A 23,063-nucleotide genomic window follows, 5' to 3' on the forward strand; every position below is an offset into this window, starting at 1 on the left:
AATGAAAAACGCTGATCTAATTTTGAAGGCTGGTCTGTTAGCAACATGCCTGCCTATCATTGGTTGCAACTCGAACAAAAAGACGGAGAAAGAGGCGGAGGAACGCCCGAATATCCTCTTTATTTTGTCTGACGACCACACCGGTCAAGCATGGGGTATCTATGGAGGTATCCTGGCTGACTATGTTAAGAATGAGAATATCCGCCGTCTGGCCCAGGAGGGTTGTGTGCTGGATAATTGCTTTTGCACGAACTCGATATCTGCTCCCAGCCGTGCAGCTATCATGACCGGTGCTTACAGTCATCGCAACGGAGTGTATACATTGGAGGACGGGCTGGATCCGGCTGTCGACAATATCGCCAAACAGATGCAGGCCGGCGGTTACCAGACAGCTCTGATCGGCAAATGGCATCTGAAGAGACAACCTGCCGGTTTCGACCATTTCAATGTATTCCATGACCAGGGCGAATATGTTAACCCTATTTTTAAGACGGCTGAAAACTGGGTGGACGACGATAAAGGCAAACAAGGCGTTGAGGTAAAAGGTTTCTCGACCGATATCGTTACCGACCAGACGATGGAATGGATACGCAACCGCGACAAAACGAAACCTTTCATGATGTGCTGCCACTTCAAAGCAACCCACGAACCCTGGGATTTCCCCGAACGGATGAAGCACCTCTATGACGATGTCGTTTTCCCGGAACCGGAGAGCATGATGGAGTTCGGACCGGAGGAATCGGGTAGAGCTTTCCAAGGACAGCAGCTGGAGAATATGGGCTGGCGTTGGGAGACTGCCTCGAAAGACCCGGATGCCTGGTGGTGTCGTTATCCGGAACTGCCTTTCTCTACCAAGGGAATGGATAAAGTGGCTGCCCGTAAGAAGATTTACCAGAAGATGATTAAGGATTATCTGCGTTGCGGTGCTACGATCGACGATAATATCGGTCGTTTGCTGAAGATGCTCGATGAAGAGGGACTGAGCAAGAATACGATCGTCGTGTATGTATCCGACCAGGGATATTTCCTGGGTGAACACGGTATGTTCGATAAACGCATGATGTATGAAGAACCTCTGCACATGCCGTTCGTGATCCGTTATCCGAAAGAAATTCCTGCAGGAACACGCAATAAGGATATTATCCTGAACGTGGACTTTGCCGCTACACTTGCCGACTATGCCGGAATAAAAGCTCCGGAAAGATCGCAGGGAGAAAGTTTCCGTGAAAACCTGAAAGGCGAGACTCCTGCCGACTGGCGCAAGGCGATGTACTACCGTTACTGGACACATCATTCCATCCGCCCGGCTCATATGGGTATCCGCAACGAACGTTATAAACTGATGTTCCTCTATGGCGACCGTCTGAATGCAACCGGCTCGGAAGAAACACCGACTACGCCGGCATGGGAATTTCATGATCTGCAGGTCGATCCGAAAGAAGACAAGAACATGTATAACGATCCTCAATATGCCGATGTGATCAAGGAGATGAAACAGGAACTGTTGAAACTCCGTGCGGATGTCGGTGATACAGATGCCGATACACCCCGGATGAAGGAAATAATGGACCAGTATTACTGGTAATGTTTATACGCTTTTACTGAAAAAAGGAGGCTGTGACATAAGGACTGGATAGCCCGTGCCGCAGTCTTCTTTTTGTTTCTAAACAATTATAAACCACTAAAATAATGGAAATGAAGAATGTTTATATTATGACTGTTGCCAGTCTCTTTCTGGGACTAAGCCCGTTGGCGGCACAACAGAAGACAGGTAATATTGTCGAGTATTTCGGAAAAGAAAGAGTAGAACGGATGGATGAAGGTATCGTACTTCACTCTTTCAAACAGGGATATTTTGTTCCGGTAACGGCTCCTTCCGGCTATTTATTCACTACCTCTGACGGACTGGGATGGGAGATTGCGACCGGTAAGTTCAAGGCTCCTTCCGAAAACAACCTGACAGCAACCAACTACGGACGAACCCGTGAAGCTGTACAATGGACACCGATCGAGGCTGATTCTACCGGTAAGTTCGCCAACCGTGCTTTACGCCGTGCCTATGTCTTTACCGAATATAATGCCGATAAACCTCAGATTGCCTTACTCGAATCAAGCGGAAACACCCGTACTTTTATCAACGGTATGCCTCACGAAGGAGATCATTACGATTTTGCTTATACGTTGATCCCTTTCCGGATGCAGAAGGGTAATAATGAATTTATTTTCACGCCCGGACGTTTTGGCAGAGTTGCCGCTAAACTGATCCTTCCGTCCAAACCGGTGATGTTGACCAAACGGGATATGACGCTTCCGGATATTATCAATGGAGAAGGAGAGAAGTGGGGAGCTATCCGTGTCGTGAATGCACAGGAAAAAGCGCTTTCCGGATTAAAGATACAATGTAAACTGGAAAATGGGGAAACAGCCACCCTGACAACGGATGATATCATGCCGATGATGGTTCGCAAGGTTAAATTCCGTATCCCTGCTGCTACGTCGACGAAGACGGGGGCAACGAAAGCAACGGTTATCCTGCAGGACAAATCTGGCAAGGAGATCGACCGTACGGAAATTGTTTTGCAGCAAAAAGACGCATCTGTCATACATGAACGTACTTTCATCAGCGATGTGGATGGGAGTGTACAGTATTACAGTGTGAATCCTTCTACTACCCAAGGTGATAATCAGGCTTTGTTCTTGTCTGTTCACGGAGCATCTGTGGAAGCCCGTAATCAGGCTCGTGCTTATGCTCCGAAGGATTGGGGACACATCATCGCTCCGACCAACCGCCGCCCGTTCGGTTTTAACTGGGAAGAGTGGGGACGTATCGATGCGATGGAAGTGCTGGCTGAAGCGGAGAAAGTATTTAAAACAGATCCTGCCCACACCTATCTTACCGGGCATTCGATGGGCGGACACGGTACCTGGTTCCTGGGTGTCACCTATCCCGATCGTTTTGCCGCTATCGCTCCTTGTGCCAGTTATCCGGATATAGCCCGTTATTCGCGGCCGAATGCCGATGCAGCCAATGTGGGCGAGAAACATTTCACAACGATCTGTCAGGCAGCCAATGCCGGACGTGTGCTGGATTTGAAAAGGAACTTCCTGCAATCGGGTATCTATATTCTTCATGGTGATTCGGATAATGTCGTTCCTATCCAGCAGGTACGTCAGATGCGCGAAGTATTAGGCACATTCCATCCGGACTTCTGTTATTATGAATATCCGGGCGGGTCGCACTGGTACAGTAATGAGAGTGTTGACTGGAAACCGATTTTCGATTATTTTCGCTGGCATAAAGTACCTGCAGACGGCGAAGTAAAGCAACTGGAGTTCCATACTGCTTCCCCTGCTATCTCAGCTAAGGATTATTGGGTAACCATCAATCAGCAGGATACGGCCTATGCTTTCTCTTCCGTTTCTTTCAAACAGACGGATAATGGCATTTCGGGTACGACTTCCAACGTGGCATCGCTGACATTCGATCTGCCAGCCTTGAAACTCCCGGCAGCAGCAAGCATCACCATCGACAATGAAACAATTTCGGCAGATGGTACCCAGCCGGCTGTGCTGAAGAAAGTTTCCGGTAAATGGACATTGGTGAATGAAATTCCTGCAACAGAGAAATATCCGTCTCGTTACGGAGGCTTTAAACAGGCGTTCGACAAGAATGTGGTATTTGTATATGCTACAGGAGGTAATAAGGAAGAAAACAATTGGTATCAGAACAAGGCTCGTTTCGATGCCGAGACTTTCCTTTATAGAGGAAACGGTTCAATCGACGTGATTGCAGACAAGGACTTTACCCCGTCTGCTTATGCCGATCGCAATGTGGTCCTTTACGGGAATGCAGCCAACAACAAAGCTTGGAATAAGCTCCTGAAGAATGCTCCGGTACAGGTGCTGAAAGGTGAGATCCGCATGGGAGGTAAAGTGTTGAAAGGTAACAATCTGGGTGCTTATTTTGTTTATCCTCGTCCCGACAGCCGTACAGCCAGTGTAGGTGTTGTAGCCGGAACAGGGATTGAAGGAATGAAAGCAACCTATCCGAATGATTACATCTCCGGCATTACTGGTTTCCCCGACCTACTGATCTTCAATGTGGATGTCCTGAAAGATGGTATTCATGGAGTTGAAGTATCCGGTTTCTTCGGTAACGACTGGAGTGTAAAGCAAGGTCATTTTATTACAGAATAAGATCGCGATTTGACTGATAAATATAGTCTAAAGATAAAAAATCCCTGCGCAGGTAGTGACGACTGGCTGCGCGGGGAATAAAAAAACAGCCGTGCGGGTAATTACGACTACCTGCGCGGGTAGTGACAACTGTTATTCAATGTTTTTACGAATCTTGGTCAGATAACCTTTCATCGCTTCCGAATCTTTATCCTTAATAATATCCTGAAGAATATTCAGTTCTTCCTGGATACGAGCAATCTGTTTCGGAGTACGCGGATTGAAGAGAATTTCTGTCAATAGATAATCATCTTCAGACAGCAATCCGCGTGCAATCTTCATGTGACGTTTGAACGTTGTACCCGGTGCATCCTGATGTTTCATGATGGCGGCAAATACCATGGTCGAAGCAAACGGTATACCTAAAGAATAAGCAACCACCTTGTCATGTTCCTCAAACGTATATTCACGTATATTCAGGCGCAGGCTGGAATAGATATCTTTGAAGAAGATCTTTCCCAAATGGTCACCTTCCGATATGATGATCGTATTTTCCTTTTCCAGATTTCCCAGATTGGCAAAAGTCGGACCGAACATCGGGTGAGTGGAGACATACGGGAATCCGCAGGTTTCGTAGAACTCTTTCAGATGCGTTTTCACGGAAGCGATATCTGAAATAATACAATACGGTTGCAGATAAGGAAGAACGGTTTTGAACGCGTCGATCGTATAATTCAACGTAACGCAATTGATAACCAGTTCGGGAGCAAAGTCTGCCACCTCTTCCGGCTTTTGTAACCGTACGGCATTGTAGATGAAACGCATGCGCTTCGGATCATTTTCCAATACTGCTACTTCGTGGTCAAAACTCAGCAAGTCGGTGAAGAAAGAACCCATCTTTCCGGCACCTAATATTAATATCTTCATTATAGATAATTATTTTTATTCATTCATGATGATCATCTGCTGACGAACAGATTCTTCATGTATTTCTTTTAATATTTCCTTTACAAACTCGGTATTCAGGTCCATTGTCTGTCCCATGTCCGAACGTTTTTCCAGGATCTCGCTGTAACGGGGTGATTGCAGGATGGGCATATTATGCTCTTTCTTATACACACCGATTTCGCGTGAAATACGCATACGTTTAGCCAGCAGTTCAAGTAATTGTTCGTCGATACCATCGATCTGGCGACGCAGTTCGGCTAGGTTTTCTGTGGTCTGTGTCTCGTTGCGGATAACCAGTAAATTGACAACATAATCCAATACATCCGGGGTGATCTGCTGTGAAGCATCGCTCCAGGCACAATCCGGACACGGATGCGATTCGATCATCAGACCGTCGAAACTCAGGTCCATAGCCTGCTGTGAAAGCGGGGCGATCAGTTCACGCTTGCCTCCGATATGGCTGGGGTCGCAGAAGATCGGCAGGTTCGGCATGCGGCGGCGCAGTTCGATAGGAATATGCCACAGCGGCAGGTTACGGTACATCTTCTTGTCATATGAGCTGAATCCGCGGTGGATAGCTCCCAAGCGACGAAGACCTGCTCCGTACAAACGTTCGAATGCACCGATCCACAATTCCAAATCCGGATTAACCGGGTTCTTGATCAGGACTGGAATATCTACACCTTTCAGCGCATCGGCAATCTCCTGTACAGCGAACGGATTAACGGTGGTACGTGCACCGATCCATAAAATGTCGATTCCGGCTTTCAACGCTTCAAATACATGGTCTTTTGTTGCCACTTCAGTTGCGACATACATGCCGGTTTCTTTCTTTACCCGTTTCAGCCATTGCAGCCCGACTGCACCGATACCTTCGAATCCTCCCGGTTTAGTACGCGGTTTCCAGATTCCTGCACGGAATATCTTTACACCTTTTGAAGCAAGCTGAGTAGCTGCATCCATAACTTGTTCTTCTGTTTCGGCGCTACACGGTCCCGAAATGATGATGGGACGCTGAGGGTCCACACCGGGTAATAAGATTGATTCTAATTCCATTTCCATGATGATATACTTTTATTTGTTTATTTCTAATTGTTTGATTCTGTTTAATGCTTCTTGTAACGCTTCGTTCTTGCAGCAAAGGGAGATACGGATATAACGCTCGCCGCAGCTGCCGAAGATAAATCCGGGAGTGATAAAGACGTTGGCTTCGTACAACACTTTGTTTGCCAGCGCTTCGCTGCCTTCCGCTTCTGCCGGAATCTTTCCCCAAAGGAACATTCCCACCTGGTTCTCATCGAAAGTACATCCCAGGGTATGCATGATTTGTCCGGCGAGGTCACGGCGGCTGCGATAGGTACGGTTCATGTTATCGTACCATTCTTTCGGTGCTTTCAGGGCTTCCACCGCAGCATGTTGCATCGGTTTGAACTGTCCTGAGTCGATATTGCTCTTTACTTTCAGTATCCATTGAACGAACTGTGCATTTGAAGCCAGCATTGCCATACGCCATCCGGGCATGTTGTGCGCCTTGCTCATCGAATTCATTTCGATGCAGATGTCTTTGGCTCCCGGCACGCTGAGGATACTTAACGGATGCTCGTTCAGAATGAAACTGTACGGATTGTCATTACAGATAATAATACCGTGTTTGCGTCCGAAAGCAACTAGCTTCTCAAAAAGCTCTTTGCTGGCATTGGCTCCCGTCGGCATATTGGGGTAGTTTACCCACATCAGTTTCACATTGGAAAGATCGCTCTTTTCCAAAGCTTCGAAATCCGGCTGCCATCCCAATTCTTCTTTCAGTTCATAGGGGATCAGGTTTGCCTGTACCAGCTTACTGACCGAACTGTAAGTCGGATAACCCGGGTTGGGAACCAATACGCCGTCGCCCGGATTCAGGAAAGCCAGCGAGATATGCAGGATACCTTCCTTGGAACCGATCAGCGGCTGGATCTCCGTCTTCGGGTCCAGCTCCACATCGTACCAGGTCTTATACCAGTCAGCAAAACCTTTACGTAATTCCGGAATACCTACATACGGCTGATAACCATGCTCATTGGCATTATGGGCATGTTCGCACAACGTCTCGATCGTCTGTTCCGAAGGAGGCAGGTCGGGACTACCTACGCCGAGGCTGATCACATTCTTGCCTGCGGCATTCATTTCGGCTACCTCTTTCAGTTTCTTCGAGAAGTAGTATTCCTGTACGCTGCCGACGCGGTCGGCAGGTGTGATGTTACACACTTTGTTTTCCTTCTGCATATTCACCTAAAATTTTTAAGTCTTTTGTTAATGGGATGATTGCATCCAATGCTTGTTTGTATCTGGTATAATCAGTAAATGTCAGGTCGATATAGAACAAATACTCCCATTCGCGGCCGATGATCGGGAGCGATTGTATTTTAGAAAGATTCATGTCGTAAAAAGAGAGGATGGAAAGCACTTTGGAAAGACTGCCGGAGGTATGGGGGAGAGCGAATACCAGTGAGGATTTGTTGACGTCTGCCTTTTCAAGCAGGTCTTCAGCCGTCCATCGGTCTGCCAGGGCAAGGAAGCGGGTGAAGTTTCGTTTGTTTGTCTCGATCCCTTCGGCAAGGATTTCCATATTGTAGATCTGGGCGGCCAGTTTACCGCAGACGGCGGCGTGTCCTTTCAGCTTATTTTCGGAAATCCATCGGGCGCTCATGGCAGTGTCTTCTTTTTCCACCATCTTCACATTCGGCAGGGTATCGAGGAAGTCGGTACATTGCATCAGCGCGATCGGGTGGGAGTTGACTTCCGTGATATCGTGTATCGTCGTACCCGGTAGTGCAACCAGCGAATGCGAAATACGCAGTTTGTATTCTCCTATCACCCGCAGACCGCTTTCGCGTATCAGCTCATGATTCTGCAGCAGGCTTCCTGCAATCGTATTCTCGATGGCCATCAGACCCAGTATCGCCGGATCTTTCTTGATGGTCGTGATTACATCTCTGAATGTATTGCATCCAACGATCTCAATTTCTCCACCTTCATAGAAGCTACGGGCTGCGATGTCGTGATACGAACCGGCTATTCCCTGAATTGCTACTCTCTTTTTCATCTTTCTGTCTTAAAGTCATAAAAAAAGTCCCACCGTAACCGGCAGGACTTCATATTATTATTGATACATATTATCTATCATCAACGCTTTACATATAAATTCCTGCCTTCACTTTGCTAAAGTAAAAGTAATAAAAGAAATATGTAAAGCTAAATCGATTCATTTGTCTCGTTTGTTTTTAAATACGCAGCAAAAGTAACGCTTTTTTGGAAACTACAAGCAAAAAGTGATATTTTTTTTGTGCTGCCTCCTAAAAATAATGTTCAGACTACTTTTAATCCGGGTTGTAGCGTCAACATTTCTTTCGGTACGGACTTTTTGATACTCTCTATCAGCATGCCGGCAATCGTATGGCGGATAAAGTCCTTACGGGTGATCCAGACAATTTCGCGTGCCGGTTTGGGGATCGCGAAAGGACGAACCAGTGTTTTCTGGTCTTCGCTAAGCTGCAGTGTCGCCAGTTCCGGAATAAAAGTGACCCCATTGCCGCTTTCCACCATTCGCATGAATGTCTCCAGGCTTCCCAAACGGTAAGCCGCCTGGCGTAGTTTCACTTTTTCCATCTGGCAGAAACGCATCAACTGGTCGCGGAAGCAATGTCCTTCATCCAGCAGCCAGAGATGTTCGTCGCTGATATCTGCCGTACGGATCAGGTCCTTTTTGAAGACCGGGTCGTTCTTGGCTACATATCCGAAGAATTGTTCATAATATAATGTATCGCCCTGCAACTGATTTTCTGTCGGTTGGTTGGCAATGATAGCGGCATCGATTTCTCCGTTCAGGATGGCTGACATGGTTGGAGCCGTTTTCATTTCCAGGATACGGATATCCAGTTCCGGATGTTTTTCCGACAACTGCTGGAAAAAGCGGGGGAGCAGGTACGGAGCAATGGTCGGGAGTACTGCCAGGCGGAATGTACCTTTCAGTGACTGCTCTTCCTCATTAACGATATCTTTGATCAACGAAGCCTGGTAAAGAACCGTGCGTGCCTGGTCGATTACTTTACGTCCGGCAGGAGTAGGGCATACCGGCTGTGTATTACGATCAAAAAGTTTGATCCCTAGTTCGTCTTCCAGTTTCTGGATCATCATACTGAGGGTAGGCTGTGTCACTCTGCAATGTTCTGCCGCTTTGGCAAAATGGCGGTAAGTGTCTACCGCCAGGATGTACTCTAGTTGCTGTATATTCATTATTTTACAATTCTCATGATATTAATCCTTACCAAAATCAATTACAAAGATATAAAATTTTTGTTAGGTCACATAAGAAAAGCCGGAAAGAGACTCCCGGCTTTAACTGTTTATTTTACTAATGAATGATATATTCCTAGTGTTTAATTCAACTTGAATCGTAATCCTAGTTTTACTCCGAACGACATCACTTTTACCTTATCGGTCACATTCGAATTCAACATCCCGTTGTACGGGATACCTTGACCGACGATCTTATTTCCTTCGGGATGATAAGAAGCAGGAGAGGAGAGTAAGCCCTGGGCCTTTTTCTTCTTCATGTTGGTAAAACCGTAATCTATATAGCCGCCCAGCAGCAGATCAATATCTTTATCCTCATTCAGTGAAACCATAAAACCCAGTTCTGCCGTTCCTGCAACCCCCAGTTTCAGTTTGTTCTTGCCGCTCCAATCAAGTTCTTTACCCGGATCGTTAATCGTACCGAAACCATGGTGAGGGACAGGTGACTCAGATGGTGAACCTACATCGGAAGGGATGTGTGGATAATATCCCGACACATTCAGTTCGGTGGCAGTATTTCCTTGCACTTTATATTTTGCCTTAACTGGTATCTGCAGCTTAATCCCTAGTCCGGCATACAATCCCCAGTTTTCTTTTTCGCCGAAGCGTGTTTGATACATCGCCATCAAAGGTACATCCAACAGGAAAGCTGTCTGTTTCTCTTCCAGGTTCTTCAGTCGGGCACGGAGCTCAAATTCACGGGGATGCCCGGAGAAATCGTCATCATCGATCATATTGCCCAGCTTCATATATTTTTCGTTGGACATATCACCTTTTAGTTTGCCGGTAGTGGCATAACGGGAGATGCCTGCTCCCGTAGAAAAGCCCCAATGACGATTGAAGAAATAGCTGTAGCGGACATCTATCTCATAGCCCGGTTTCGCATTCCGTTTCCCTTTTTCTTCAAACCCTTCGATCTGATAATTCAGCTTGTAACGGAAAGTGGAAGAACCCACGCCTCCGGAAACCGTCAGGTAAGAGGTTTTTGTCGTGTCTTTTTTCTCTTCCTTGTATTCATTGCGGTACTCACGTTGTAGACGTTGTTGTTGCTGGCTGTGTTCTCTGCTACCCGTTCTTTGCTGGGCGGAAACGTTGCAGGCAAGGCTACCTGCAACAAACACGATGATAGTTTTCTTTATATTTAAAATTATTGTGCTCATATCTATATTCTTTATTTTACGATGATTTTATGAGTTGTTGTTTTTCCTGATTCGGTAGTAACTTTTACGATATAACTACCGGATGCCATGTCGGCAGAGATTTTGGTCTCCGTAGTCATAGTAGTCTTTTTTTCTATCAACTGACCGTTCAGGTTATAGATCTCGATAACGGCAGATTCAGATGTTTCTTCCGGAACTCCCAGGCTGACCGTGATTTTATCACTCTTTTTCACCATTGTCGGATAAACGCGTGTGATCGGGAACTGGGTCAATGTCTCGAACGTGATCGGACAGCTGACCACATAGGTATCATCGGCACGGTATGCCTGAATAAAATAAGTACCCAACAGACCTTCCGGCACGGAATAGTAGATGGAAGTGCCGTTCTTTTCGATCTTTTGCCCGTCCTTGTACCATTGGAAGCGCACAAATTCGTTGTCAGGGTTGGTGATGTACAGGAACTCATTCCATTTCACCAGTATACGCAGACCGTTTTTGTTCACGGTTACTACACGACTACTTTCCAGTCCGCAATCGCCGTATACGTCGACATGGTATTTGCCTTCCTTGTCCGGGGTCAGAGCAGCCGTATATGTATCTGATGTAGCTCCGATGATAACTTCATTATTGAAGAACCACTGGTAACTCAGATTGATACCGATCGCTTCGACCGTCAGGGTGAATGCATCGCCGTCACAGACCTTTACCGATTGTGGCTGTTTGGTGATCGTGGTAGTTTGTAATACTTCTATTTCAAACGGATGAAGTTCGACGAGGTCCGGATCGCTTTTCCTGCGTATGTATACGGTCCCCGTGTAGATACCTTTGGCAATAATGTTGTTGACAGGTACCGTGAGGTAATGGGGCGTTACATCTCTGTAATCCGTATCTTTGAAGCCGGCTTTCAACCCTTCTTCGGAGAAACGGACAGAATATTCGAGGCTATTATCAGGATCAGTCAACAGGATCGGAATTCTGAATTCACCCTCTATACCGCAATACGGTGCGATATCACCCAAAACGCCATCACGTATGATAATCGTGTGGTTATAGGCGGGTTGCGGATAGTATTCTTCCGTCGCGATACGTTCTCCGTCATACAATGTTAGTTTGTAGACATTGTAAATATAGGTCCCGACCAGTGTATGGGCTTCTCCTTTGTTGAAAGTATAGCGTTTGGTGCGGGGAACAGTTTCATCCAACGGATAATGGTAGCTGACTGGAGTCGCAGTGTATTCGATTTCCCAACTGTCGTAAGTCACATCGTTGAAACCGACCGGTCGTATCTGTACATATACGGGAGTCCCTTTGTTTACGGATGTTGTAGTCAGGTTGTCCACATCTATAAACTCCTCTGGCTTATTGGTTGTTGTAGATACGGACCATTGTAATCCTCCCCCTGTTCCCGGTCCGGGACCAGGTCCTTCGCTGTCACTGATCACGATAGTATGCCGGTACGGAGAATTGTTATAGTCGTAAGTTTTAACGACCTGGTTGCCGTACATATCATATAGTGTCAGTTTTGTGACAACATACATATAGGTTCCCTTTTCAGTGTGAGCCTCCCGGTTATTGAAATGGTGTCGTTCGGTCTTCAGTTTGGGTGTCATTCCGTAATAATGTTCTGCCGGAGTTACGGAATATTCTATATCCCAGCGTTCAAAGACGATGCCTTCATGTTTTATCGGACGTATCTGTACGAAGACGGGAGTCCCGTAATTAACGGAAGTGGTGGTCTGATCCTTTACGTCCTTGAAATAGGGTTGTTCACTGGTAACGGTGGAAACGGACCATTGTAGCTTAGGATCTATCACGACCGGTTTATCCTGAATGACTACTGTATGTGTGCAGGATGCATTACGGTAGATATACGTAGCGACTTCCGTTCCACTCTTGTAGAGGATCAGTTTGGTTACATTATAGTGATAAGTACCTTCAAGCGTGTGGGCCTCTCCCTTATTGAAATTATAACGTGCCGTTTTAGCAATGCTTTCGTCTATTGGATAGTGATAGTCAACGGGTGTAGCAGAGTATTCGATGGTCCAGGTGTCGAAATCGATATGTTCGAGACCTGTCGGACGAATTTGCACATACACAGGTGTACCCACCATGACGGATGTCGTGGAATTGTTTTCCACATCATTGAATTCATACAGGTCGGCAGTTGTTTTAGAGACAGACCATTGTAGTTTCAGTGTTGAGTTTGGTTCCCATTGGGCGTAGAGGTCGATATTTTCAGTGATTGTAAACATAGCTCCCGGCAGATAAACTGTACCGCTGCCATCGGCATGGGTTGTCCATTTTACGAAAATGTAATTTGGACGGTTGGGCAAATTGGTAGCAGGATAGGTGGCAGTAGTAACTTCCCCACCGTCGTAAGCTTGTTTATATGTTTTATCCGGATCGAAATTAGAATGATAGGTTACCTCCAAAGCATCCTCTTTCCATAGAGCCTTATATTTTTTATTTTCAGTGACGGCATCCGAACTTACCCAGTCTTTCTCTTCTGCATCGTCTGTTACCCATTTTAGAAATTGTTTTCCTTCGGGATGAACAAGTTTATCGGCAGCAGTAGTTGGACTGTCTACTTTTCCCTTGTGATTGGTTACTTTATAATAATAGGTGGTTTTACCATCTTCCAGGTTGTAGTAGTCAGTACCGGCGTAATTGTTTTCTCCTAGATTTTCCCAGTTTCCACCGTTTGCGTTAAAACGTACCCAAAGGATTTCAACGGCTCCGGAATCGGAAAAACCGTCATCAGCGATGATACGCGTGTTGTCATTCTGGTCTTTGCCTAACAGATCGCTTAAAGTAGAGTTATCGACCGTATCGTCGGCAAGACCGCTCGGCAGTATGTCTGCCAGGCTCTTGTCATTCGGCAGTATCGGTATTGTTTTGATAACGCCGTAGTAATTTTCATTTGTTCCGTTCCATCTCGGATCTCCAGCTTTTTTACTGCCGTAGGCGATTGGCTTCGGATCGGTTAATCCGAAAATATTAATCAGGGGTTCTCCGATGATATTTGTACCTGTTTTAGATGTCCATGAAGTAGATGTGATGGCTGGATATATATCAGGATATCCACCGGAATAACTATACGTACTTTCATTTCCACTGATAATGTTGTTTCTTAAAGTAGCCTTTCCACTGCCGTATACGGAAATACCTCCTCCGGCATTTCCGGAAGTAGCTGTACCTTTTAGTGCAGTATTTTTGACAATTGTGTTATTTTCGAATGTAACTACGGCTTTTGTATCGACTTCTATGGCTCCTCCTCCGTCAAAACCATCCGCTGTATATGTCCCTTTACGTTGATCGCCTCTTGCCGTATTTCCATAAAAGGTATTATTCCTGACAAGTACATTGGTCAGATACTGACCGACAAAAGCAATAGCGCCTCCTTCGTCGAATGCAGTATTATTCATAAAGGTACTGTTCAAGACTTCGATCTTGCTGCTTCCTCCACCATTATGTGCATAGAAATAAACAGCTCCGCCATCTGCTGTATTTCCCGTATAACCACCGTTATAAGAGTCTACTTCGTTTTCGGTAAATTCACAATTATCGATAATGAATGTATTGGGATAAGCATCTTTCAAGGAGATTACTCCTCCACCTGCTGCTCCGTCTGTTTTTGCTGTCAGTGTAGTATTTTTATACAACCGGCTGTTTTTGATTGAGAAAATCTCAGCCAGATTCTTGGTTATATAAATGATTCCAGCACCGTATGCATCTATTGATCTGGCAAAATTATAGGCAAATGTGCAATTTTCTATCTCATAAGAAACATTACCTGTATAAATGACAGACCCGCCATCGTCCATATTTATCTTTCCGATGGAAATGAAAGAGGATTCTTTTATTGTTACCTTTTTGGCTGTAACACTTATACTACTTGATGCAGGTCGCATTTTTGTTAAAAAACAACCGATAACTCGTAACTCGCCGGAGAAGCCTCCGGTTATTCCTCCGCCAATAGTAGAAGCATCCGGATTCCAGTTTTTGGGGTATTCTCCGTCTGTTAACTCTGAATCTTTTACTAATCCCGTGAGAGTCATATTTTGGATAGTCAATGTTCCATTGCCCGATCCACCGATGGTGAAATGTCGTTGATTCGCTGCTGCTTTCAGTGTTAAATTAGCTCCGTCTACCGTGATTTTTGCTGATGAATTTATCGTTAAGTTTATAGCCGAAGCCTGACTGTTGAAATCAGTCACGAAGGCATCCGTCAATGTGAATTTGGAATCTGTGGATGCTGTGCTGACCATCGTTTGTAACTCTGCAACTGAATTTACATTCGTGCTTGTTTGTGCCACAGCAGGAGCTGTGATACATAATACTATTTGAAATAGTACGAATAAAATTTTTTTCATGTTTTCTCTCCTTTCTCAGCCTGCTTATAAGCAGATAAGTAAAGCGCCGGCGCTTTACTTATCTGCTTATAAGCAGATAAGTAAAGCGCCGGCGCTTTACTTATATTAATTCTATAAAAATAAAAATTTATGTAACTACCTTTCTTTTATTCCGTGCACGCGGAACTTTCAGTTCGCTTTGTCAGTCACCTTCTGTCGGATTTCGATATATAAAATAAAGTAACAGCAATAAAATAAAGTCCTTTCGTAACATGTTAAAAAAATTAGTGGTATAGCAATAAATGTCAAAAGTAGTTTAAACTTTTTTTGTTTACAATTACTCTTACGTCAATTAACGCAGATTATGAGTTTTTTTTCTGTAAGATTTAGCATGTGTTGACATCTGAAGATAAATAATTGAAATGTAGATAGATGGGTTCAGTCTAAGAACTTCAATTAATGTGGTGTATCAGGAGGTGTTGTCTTATCGAAAAAAAAGTATATCCGGAATTATTGTGTCGTTTAGTTTTTTTAATAATAGCATTTTAAAGCTGTCAGTCATTTTTTATGGATGATATGCTCTTGATATGAATAGCTGCCGTTTGTTTAATAGATTTTATCTATGTATATATAGCAATTATCTGTTTGACAGGTGTTTATATATGCTGTATCTTTGCAGTACAAGAAAAATAAAAACGTATAACATATAAAAAATAAGAATTATGAAAACATTAGATTATTTGCATTTAGATGCATCAGCAGCAAACAAAGTAGTAGAAGCATTACAGCAGTTATTAGCCGACTATCAGGTATTCTATACAAACCTTCGCGGATTCCATTGGAATATAAAAGGACATGGATTCTTCGTGCTTCACAGTAAATTTGAAGAAATGTACGACGATGCAGCCGAAAAGGTAGACGAACTGGCAGAACGTATCCTGATGTTGGGTGGCGTACCGGTAAATAAATTCAGTGAATACCTGAAAGTGGCAAGAGTTAAAGAAGTATCAGGCGTTTCCTGTGGTGATGAAGCTCTGGAAAATATCCTGAATACTTACGGACAGTTCATCGCCGAAGAGCGTAAACTCCTTTCTCTTGCGTCGGAAGCAGGTGATGAAGCTACAGTAGCGCTGATGAGCGATTATCTGAAAGAACAGGAAAAATTGGTTTGGATGTTAGTAGCTTATTCCACTTGCGATTGCAAGAAGTAATGAGAAGTAAGTGTAAATATAAATAATTCATTCGTTGCGTTAGAAAGGAGGATGCCGGGAGGTATCCTCCTTTTTCCATTTCTTATGTATATCAATGGTTTTTGCTTTTGGGTAAACTATAAATCTCTTATTTTTGTTCTTATTTATCTTATAAAAACATTGTTATGGAAACAACAGGAAAGATTGCAGACAAAGGAGTATTGGGTTATATGGATTCTCTTGAAAGAGATAAATATGCCTCCGGTAAAAAAGGAACAGCCAGTTTATACAAAGCAACCCGAAATCAGTTGGCGTTATTTATCGGTCAACGCAAATTGGATTTCAAACGTGTGAATACCCAGTTGGTAAATGATTTTGTCGACCATCTGGAGTCATTGAACCTGAGCCGTAATTCAGTAAGTAATTACACCAGCATACTTCGCGCCGTTTATAATTGTGCACTTTCTGAAAACTTAATTGCTCCTGGTGAAAATCCTTTTCAAAAGCTTCGCCTGCGGCCGGTTCAGTCTTATAAACGTTCGGTAGGAGCTGATGTAATAAAGGAAATGACGCAAATGGATTTGAAAGCAAACAAATCGTTGGATTTTGCACGCGATCTGTTTCTTTTTAGTTTTATGGCTTGTGGGATGGCTTTCGTCGATCTTGCCCACCTGACTTATAAAAATATACATGGTAACGAGTTGGTATACTCTCGTGTTAAGACTAAAACGGAAATCCGCGTAAAGATTACTTCGGGTATGCGTCGCCTTTTGGAAAAGTATGCTGATGCTAATTCGAACGCCTTATTTCCTATATTAAAATCATTGGATGCCTCTTATGAAACATATAAGGTGGCTCTAAGGACTTATAACCGTCGTTTGGAGAGGATAGGGAATAAGTTAAGTTGTCCGGTAAAGCTGACATCGTATGTTGCCCGCCATTCCTGGGCAATGAGTGCTAAAGAAAATTCAGCACCGATATCGGTGATCAGTCAGGCACTGGGACATACCTCTGAAGAAACGACTCGTTTTTATCTAAAAGAACTGGACCAATCGATAATTGATAGGGTGAATATGAAAATTATAGGGTTTGTAGAAAAATGGGTAAATAAACAATCGATTAAAAATTGACGCTTATTTACTAAATAAGGGTCATTGCCTTAAAAATGGTAGGTGAAAAATCATAATCAGTAATACCCTATACTACCAAAAGGCTTGAAAATCTATGACAGCGCAAAGGTAAATTTTTTAAATTGATAAAACTTTAGCCGGAAGATATTTTGTGTCATAAAAAAGGTTAATATTAAATTAATGATACTGGAATTTGCGAAAAGATACTGCTAAAAATGCTAGAAATGAGATGATTATGCAATTCAAAGGCTGCCGCTAAAAATCCTTTAACCGAACTTAGCAGAACTACAAAATGATAAGAAATAAATTCATTGACGTTTATTTAAAGAATCGCCGGGTTTATAATATTATTTTACTAAATAAATACTACTACCTAACACTTCGGATTTCTCTTCCCTCTATTTGAAGAAAATAAATCATAACAAAATAAGAAAGAAACCTATTATCGGTGAAATTTCTCTTCCTGAAGTTTCTTTTTAGTATTGTATATATCAGATATATAGTGGTTTAAACCCAATGACCCTTATTTAGTAAATAAGGGTCAAAACGAAACACACTAGTATGTCGCCCGAAATGATGGGACTGACGAACATTGTTATGCAAAAAACTAAATCATAAAGAAATGTCAACTAATTCAATGCCAGTAGTTTTACTTCCAATTAAGGGGGAAGTGACAAAAGCAGAAATCATCATTTCGCTTTGTTTTTTCTTGTCTTTCATCTTCTCCTTATTCGTGCTTCCCCGTATACTTATTATATCCAAACGAAAATTGTTGTATGATAATCCGGATGCCCGTAAAAGTCATTCGGAGGCTATTCCGCGTTTAGGTGGTTTAGTTTTTATCCCGTCGGTACTGATCGCATTATCATTTTCGACAGCTTTCCGTTTTCTGATTGATTTTCCTTTTAATGCCTCTCTGACTGGATATACTTTATTAGAATTATTGTTTCTGATAGCGGGAAGTTTGTTCCTCTATTTAGTCGGAGTGAAAGATGATTTGATTGGTGTGCGTTACCATAAAAAGTTTGTGGCACAATTTTTAGTCGCATTTCTGTTTCCAATGTCCGGTTTGTATATAAATAATATGTATGGGATATTCGGAGTATACGAAGTTCCGGCTCTGATCGGTGTTCCATTTACGATTGTTATGGTTGTTTTTATAACCAATGCAGTTAATTTGATAGATGGTATAGACGGCTTGGCAGGGGGAGGAGGACTGGTTTCTTTTTTGACATTCGGTCTATTATATATACTCCGGCAGGAATGGATCTATTCCATGTTGGCTTTTGCTTTTGTGGGATGTTTGCTTCCGTTTATGTACTACAATATCTGGGGATCTGCCAAACATGGAACAAAATTGTTTATGGGGGATGCCGGTTCCTTGTCTCTCGGATATTTATTATCGTTTTTTGCCATCAAATACGCCATGTATATACCGGAGCATGGAATGGATAAATGTTGCCTGGTAATTCCGTTATCTCTTCTTTTTATACCGGTTTTCGACGCTTTTCGTGTGATGGTAGTTCGTTATTATCAACGTCATCCGTTGTTTCTTGCCGATCGTAATCATATTCATCATAAATGTCTGGCAGCAGGATTGACTCATTTACAATCGACCTTGTTGTTAATAAGTTATATGATAATCATGCTGTTTGTGAATCTTAAATTCGCTCAAATGATGGACCTGAATATTGTATTGATTATCAATATCCTGCTGGCCATTCTGATGAACTATATGCTAAATATGAAAATAAGACAGCGAAAAAGTGCGGGAGCAAAAGCCTTTGACCTCAAAATAATAAAATAAAAATGTATACGATTTTAGTTTTATATACGGAGTTGATGCCTTACAATGTGATTGTATTAAAGACTTTGGTCGAAAAAGGTTGTCGGGTACATGTGGTTTTATGGGATAAAAATAAAAAAACATCCTATTATCCTCCAGAGGAAAAAGGCATTACCAGGTATGATCGTTCTGCCTTTTTTGATACTAACCATCTTTATCTTTTTATTGAAAAGATATGTCCGGATTTGATTTGGACATCTGGTTGGATAGATCCTGTCTATAACGAAGTTTGTGCCCGTGTTCGTAAGAACTTTCATATTCCGATAGTGGCCGGTAGCGATACGCAATGGCGGGGTGGGAAACAATGGCTGAATGTTTTGACTGCTTCTTTTCGTCATCGGAAATGGTTCAGTCATCTGTTCGTATCAGGTGAACCTCAGGTTTCGTATGCTTTGAAATTAGGCTTTCAACCTGAACAGATATTGATGCATAATTTATCAGCGGATGTGGATCTGTTTCATCAGGTAGATACACAAGCTCATAAAGAAAAATATCCCCGGCGTTTATTATATATCGGTCGGTTTGCGAAAGTAAAAGGACTTCCTTTTTTACTGGAAGCCTGGAAATCTATATCGGATCGTAGGGGATGGAAGTTGACGCTGATTGGAAATGGACCGGAATATGCGAAATTACAAGGTTATCCGGATGTGGAAATCAAGGATTTTATGGCACAGAAGGAATTGATGAAAGAACTGGAACAATCCGGTGCTTTCATTTTACCTTCGGTATTTGAACAATGGTCGTTAGTGATTCATGAGGCGGCCTGTGCAGGTCTTCCGATACTCGCCTCCGAGTGTTGTGGAGCAGTGAGTTGTTTTGTAAAAGATGGAGAGAACGGATTTTTATTTAAACCGGGAAACAGAAAATCCATTAGTCGGGTAATAGAGAAATTTATCTCTTTGCAGGAGTCAGAATGGCTGGAAATGGGAAGAGTTAGCAGGGAGCTGTCGGATCAAATAACTCCTACGATGGTAGCAAATACTATTTTATCTATATTGGAATGACGACAGGTCGTTTAGATTTTATAGCGTATGCTCTGTTACCCTGCATCCTTCTGATGCATTTGACGAAGGCTATTCCTTTTTTACCTTCCTTACCCAATGCCATTTATTACGGAGGTTTTATCAGTGTCTTTGTATGGCTTGTGTTACGTGGAGGTCTGGCTATATCATACAGATACTTCCTTTTTCTATTGGCTGCTCTTATTTCAATTTGGGTTAATGATATTCCGGCTTTCTTTAACGTTTGGTTTCGTTTCGTTGCTTTTTTATCTTTAATTCTGGCTGTGGGGCCTTTGGTGGTTAGTCCTTATCTGGCGGAATGGAGACGTTTAGCCTTCACATATGCATTAGTGCTGATCAGGTGGATTGTCTTGCTGTCATTTTTAGGCTGGTTATTCCGTTTGAATTTTGTACAGGGATATAGTGGTTTTAAAGGAATAGCCAATCAATCGATGTTGCTGGCTCCATTAAGTGGTATTTCTCTAATTTATAGTTTATACCGATTTTATTTCCAGTTCAGTCCTGTAAACCGGTGTAAAGAGATTGCGATGGCAGTCCTATCGGTTATAATCTTATTATTGGCGGGTTCTCGTTCAGCATTGGCTAGTAGTCTGTTAGCTTCCGCTTTTTTTTATACCCGGGTTTATCGTCATCAGGTAACAAAATTGTGGAGGATTCTTTTTACTGTTTTGTGCCTGGCAGTTTTGACTTCTGCTATTTGGTGGCCTTATACGGAACGGTTACGTGAAAAGATGACAAGTAGTAAAAAATCAGGAAGTTTAACCGGTTCGCGGGATAATTTATGGGATGACCGCATGAGAGAGTTTAAGGCTTTTCCTGTTTTTGGCGTTGGGTTTGCAACGATGAATATGGAGTATATAGAGACCGACAAAAAAGTAAACAAGGAAACGGGTACGGTAGAACCGGGAAGCGGATGGCTTTTCCTGTTGTCTTCGATGGGAATTGTTGGTTTCTTGTCATTTTTTGTTCCATATATACATACTTTATATCTCTTGTTTAAAAGAGAATCGATAGGACTGAATGAGTATTTTTTGGGGACATTACTGTTTATGTTTTTTTTCCATCTTTATTTTGAAGGATACCTGATCTCGGCAGGTTCCTATCTTTGCTTTTTTTTATGGCTGTTATTGTCCGAATGTGAGAGGATTACAAATAAAAATAAATTAATATGATACCATTGATACCTTTAGAAGTAAAGCGTTTGTACAAATTATTACCACAGACCTACAGGCGACGTTTATGGGGAGTCAGTATTTCTGTTTTTATCATGGCTGTACTGGATTTATTGGGTACCGGAATTTTACTGCCGGTCTTATTACTGGTCCTGAATGAAAAAATGGTGTTGGAGAATCATTATATGTCTTTACTTTATCATTGGATGGGATTTGGCAGTATTCATTCTTTTATCTTCTTTATTTGTATCTTCGTTTTGCTATTTTCACTCGTTCGCGTATGCTTGTCGACTTGGTTACAATACAAACAAAATCAGCGATTATTTTCCATATCATCCTATCTTTCTATCCGGTTGTACCGCTATTATTATTCAAAAGGATATTTGTATATCAAACAGAATAATAGTCACAAATTGATTAACCAGGTAAATGGTATTGCAAATAATTTAATTCAGGGTTATTTTGTCCCTTTTTCACAATTGACTTGTGAGATACTTGTTATGTGTTCTATTTTGATCGGACTGATCTCTTTCAATGTATATGTTTTTCTGCTGGTAATATTGACTTTTGTTCCGATAACATTGACTTATTACCGTTATTCCCGTTCACGGATAAAAGAATATGGTAGAAAACTTTACTTATTGATTCCTCAAAAAGGGAAGTTATTGCAACAAACATTTGTCGGATTTACAGATTTGGAAATGAGCAATACTTTCCCACAAAGCTTGGAACGTTTCTCCGATTTACTGAAGGAGCAAAACAGGCTGTCTGTTCGTAATTTGTTATTGAATAATTCTTTACAAAAGGTACTGGAGATTGCCATTGTCAGTTCGGTAGTCGTTTTAATCGTGGCTACACAATTGTTTGAATTTCCTGCATTAGGTCTGATTGTAGGTGTATTTGCCATTGCCGTTTATCGGGTGCTTCCCGGTATTGTGAAAAGTACCGGATGTATTTTCCAGATGAGGGGTAATCTGTTTGCATTCGATATCATCTCCGATCTCGAATCAGAACCACAAGCGGAGGAGGGGGGCGAACAGTCTCCGATCGAGTTTAAAGAGTCGATAACTATTCGTAATCTTAGTTTTTCGTATAGTAAGGAAAAGCAGATATTTAACGACTACTCTCTGAATATTCAAAAAGGAGATTTTGTCGGTTTCCGGGGAGAATCGGGTTGTGGTAAATCCACTTTATTTCATCTGATATTGGGCTTTTTGAAACCTGACTCCGGGGGAATTTATATCGATGGAATTGAGTTGTCAGTGGATAAATTGTCAGCATGGCGTAGTAAAATAGGATATGTGTCGCAGCAATTATTTATGGTGGAAGGCTCATTACTCGATAATATCATCATGGGTTCTGAAGAATGCAATAACATGGAAAGGGTAAAACAGGTATTACACCTTGCTTCGCTGGATAGTTTTGTAGCAACTCTTCCGGAAGGTGTTTTTACGTCGGTAGGCGAGGGAGGAAGCTTGTTGTCCGGAGGACAACGCCAGCGCTTAGGAATAGCCCGTGCGTTGTATAAAAGAGCTGAGATATTGATGTTCGATGAAGCAACCTCTTCATTGGATGAAGCGACTGAACACCTTATCAATGATTCGATTGTCCGGTTATCGGAAGAATGTCCCGGGCTTACACTCCTGGTTATTTCTCATCGTCCGGAATCGTTGGCTGTATGTCGTAGGATAGTGGATATTTGTAATCTGCAACAACATGAAAAATAAATACG

Annotated in this window: 15 protein-coding genes; 8 read left to right on the forward strand and 7 right to left on the reverse strand. The window is 42.7% G+C overall.

The genetic code is table 11. The features are described 5' to 3' along the window. Nucleotide 1: 1 nt before the first annotated feature. Entirely contained in the window at nt 2-1,585 is a 1,584-nt protein-coding gene (locus tag P3L47_RS13390) for a sulfatase family protein (RefSeq protein WP_277781097.1), read from the forward strand. A gap of 104 nt (nt 1,586-1,689) precedes the next feature. Beyond that, nucleotides 1,690-4,197, forward strand: coding sequence for a carboxylesterase family protein (locus tag P3L47_RS13395; RefSeq protein WP_277781098.1), 2,508 nt, complete (start codon nt 1,690-1,692; stop codon nt 4,195-4,197). Between the two features lie 132 nt (nt 4,198-4,329). On the opposite strand, the gene P3L47_RS13400 is transcribed toward P3L47_RS13395, so the two are convergent. The 7 genes from P3L47_RS13400 to P3L47_RS13430 all read right to left on the reverse strand — a co-directional run bounded on the left by P3L47_RS13400 (nt 4,330) and on the right by P3L47_RS13430 (nt 14,992). Then, nucleotides 4,330-5,103 (reverse strand): prephenate dehydrogenase, encoded by a 774-nt coding sequence (locus P3L47_RS13400; protein ID WP_122362661.1) that lies wholly within the window; start codon nt 5,101-5,103, stop codon nt 4,330-4,332. 15 nt (nt 5,104-5,118) lie between these two features. Continuing rightward, entirely contained in the window at nt 5,119-6,186 is a 1,068-nt protein-coding gene (locus tag P3L47_RS13405) for a bifunctional 3-deoxy-7-phosphoheptulonate synthase/chorismate mutase type II (RefSeq protein ID WP_199715716.1), read from the reverse strand. A 12-nt stretch (nt 6,187-6,198) separates the two neighbouring features. Next, entirely contained in the window at nt 6,199-7,389 is a 1,191-nt protein-coding gene (locus P3L47_RS13410) for a pyridoxal phosphate-dependent aminotransferase (protein WP_277781099.1), read from the reverse strand. Beyond that, nucleotides 7,364-8,209 carry a prephenate dehydratase gene (locus P3L47_RS13415; RefSeq protein WP_122362659.1) on the reverse strand — a complete coding sequence of 282 codons (846 nt, stop codon included), beginning with the start codon at nt 8,207-8,209 and terminating at the stop codon, nt 7,364-7,366. The genes P3L47_RS13410 and P3L47_RS13415 overlap by 26 nt, the downstream gene beginning before the upstream one ends. Nucleotides 8,210-8,472: 263 nt before the next feature. Next, on the reverse strand, nt 8,473-9,399 hold the full coding sequence (locus tag P3L47_RS13420) for a hydrogen peroxide-inducible genes activator (RefSeq protein ID WP_122362658.1): 927 nt from the start codon (nt 9,397-9,399) through the stop codon (nt 8,473-8,475). Nucleotides 9,400-9,542: 143 nt separating this feature from the next. Beyond that, nucleotides 9,543-10,619, reverse strand: coding sequence for an outer membrane beta-barrel protein (locus P3L47_RS13425; RefSeq protein ID WP_122362657.1), 1,077 nt, complete (start codon nt 10,617-10,619; stop codon nt 9,543-9,545). Between the two features lie 11 nt (nt 10,620-10,630). Further along, the gene (locus tag P3L47_RS13430) at nt 10,631-14,992 is read right to left on the reverse strand and encodes a T9SS type A sorting domain-containing protein (protein ID WP_277781100.1); all 4,362 of its coding nucleotides are present in this window, start codon (nt 14,990-14,992) and stop codon (nt 10,631-10,633) included. A gap of 701 nt (nt 14,993-15,693) precedes the next feature. Here P3L47_RS13430 and P3L47_RS13435 point away from each other — a divergent pair. The 6 genes from P3L47_RS13435 (at nt 15,694) to P3L47_RS13460 (ending at nt 23,058) form a co-directional block, all read left to right on the forward strand. Further along, entirely contained in the window at nt 15,694-16,182 is a 489-nt protein-coding gene (locus P3L47_RS13435; protein WP_048318171.1) for a Dps family protein, read from the forward strand. 164 nt (nt 16,183-16,346) lie between these two features. After that, the gene (locus P3L47_RS13440; protein WP_122362655.1) at nt 16,347-17,291 is read left to right on the forward strand and encodes a tyrosine-type recombinase/integrase; all 945 of its coding nucleotides are present in this window, start codon (nt 16,347-16,349) and stop codon (nt 17,289-17,291) included. A 622-nt stretch (nt 17,292-17,913) separates the two neighbouring features. Next, entirely contained in the window at nt 17,914-19,098 is a 1,185-nt protein-coding gene (locus P3L47_RS13445) for an MraY family glycosyltransferase (protein WP_277781101.1), read from the forward strand. A 2-nt stretch (nt 19,099-19,100) separates the two neighbouring features. Continuing rightward, complete coding sequence (locus P3L47_RS13450) at nt 19,101-20,141, forward strand: glycosyltransferase family 4 protein (RefSeq protein WP_277781102.1); 1,041 nt, start codon at nt 19,101-19,103, stop codon at nt 20,139-20,141. Next, on the forward strand, nt 20,138-21,331 hold the full coding sequence (locus tag P3L47_RS13455) for an O-antigen ligase family protein (protein WP_277781103.1): 1,194 nt from the start codon (nt 20,138-20,140) through the stop codon (nt 21,329-21,331). Before P3L47_RS13450 ends, P3L47_RS13455 begins: the two co-directional genes overlap by 4 nt. Continuing rightward, nucleotides 21,328-23,058, forward strand: coding sequence for an ATP-binding cassette domain-containing protein (locus P3L47_RS13460; protein WP_277781104.1), 1,731 nt, complete (start codon nt 21,328-21,330; stop codon nt 23,056-23,058). The genes P3L47_RS13455 and P3L47_RS13460 overlap by 4 nt, the downstream gene beginning before the upstream one ends. Nucleotides 23,059-23,063 lie beyond the last annotated feature (5 nt).

The organism is Parabacteroides chongii, assembly GCF_029581355.1.
Taxonomy (GTDB): domain Bacteria; phylum Bacteroidota; class Bacteroidia; order Bacteroidales; family Tannerellaceae; genus Parabacteroides; species Parabacteroides chongii.

What these genes read in the sequence shown, in the direction of transcription:
- P3L47_RS13410 (WP_277781099.1), bottom strand. Translation starts at nt 7,389, where the DNA reads ATGCAGAAGGAAAACAAAGTGTGTAACATCACACCTGCCGACCGCGTC.
- P3L47_RS13455 (WP_277781103.1), top strand. Translation starts at nt 20,138, where the DNA reads ATGACGACAGGTCGTTTAGATTTTATAGCGTATGCTCTGTTACCCTGC.
- P3L47_RS13445 (WP_277781101.1), top strand. Translation starts at nt 17,914, where the DNA reads ATGTCAACTAATTCAATGCCAGTAGTTTTACTTCCAATTAAGGGGGAA.
- P3L47_RS13435 (WP_048318171.1), top strand. Translation starts at nt 15,694, where the DNA reads ATGAAAACATTAGATTATTTGCATTTAGATGCATCAGCAGCAAACAAA.
- P3L47_RS13430 (WP_277781100.1), bottom strand. Translation starts at nt 14,992, where the DNA reads ATGAAAAAAATTTTATTCGTACTATTTCAAATAGTATTATGTATCACA.
- P3L47_RS13390 (WP_277781097.1), top strand. Translation starts at nt 2, where the DNA reads ATGAAAAACGCTGATCTAATTTTGAAGGCTGGTCTGTTAGCAACATGC.
- P3L47_RS13440 (WP_122362655.1), top strand. Translation starts at nt 16,347, where the DNA reads ATGGAAACAACAGGAAAGATTGCAGACAAAGGAGTATTGGGTTATATG.
- P3L47_RS13405 (WP_199715716.1), bottom strand. Translation starts at nt 6,186, where the DNA reads ATGGAAATGGAATTAGAATCAATCTTATTACCCGGTGTGGACCCTCAG.
- P3L47_RS13450 (WP_277781102.1), top strand. Translation starts at nt 19,101, where the DNA reads ATGTATACGATTTTAGTTTTATATACGGAGTTGATGCCTTACAATGTG.
- P3L47_RS13400 (WP_122362661.1), bottom strand. Translation starts at nt 5,103, where the DNA reads ATGAAGATATTAATATTAGGTGCCGGAAAGATGGGTTCTTTCTTCACC.
- P3L47_RS13425 (WP_122362657.1), bottom strand. Translation starts at nt 10,619, where the DNA reads ATGAGCACAATAATTTTAAATATAAAGAAAACTATCATCGTGTTTGTT.
- P3L47_RS13415 (WP_122362659.1), bottom strand. Translation starts at nt 8,209, where the DNA reads ATGAAAAAGAGAGTAGCAATTCAGGGAATAGCCGGTTCGTATCACGAC.
- P3L47_RS13420 (WP_122362658.1), bottom strand. Translation starts at nt 9,399, where the DNA reads ATGAATATACAGCAACTAGAGTACATCCTGGCGGTAGACACTTACCGC.
- P3L47_RS13395 (WP_277781098.1), top strand. Translation starts at nt 1,690, where the DNA reads ATGGAAATGAAGAATGTTTATATTATGACTGTTGCCAGTCTCTTTCTG.
- P3L47_RS13460 (WP_277781104.1), top strand. Translation starts at nt 21,328, where the DNA reads ATGATACCATTGATACCTTTAGAAGTAAAGCGTTTGTACAAATTATTA.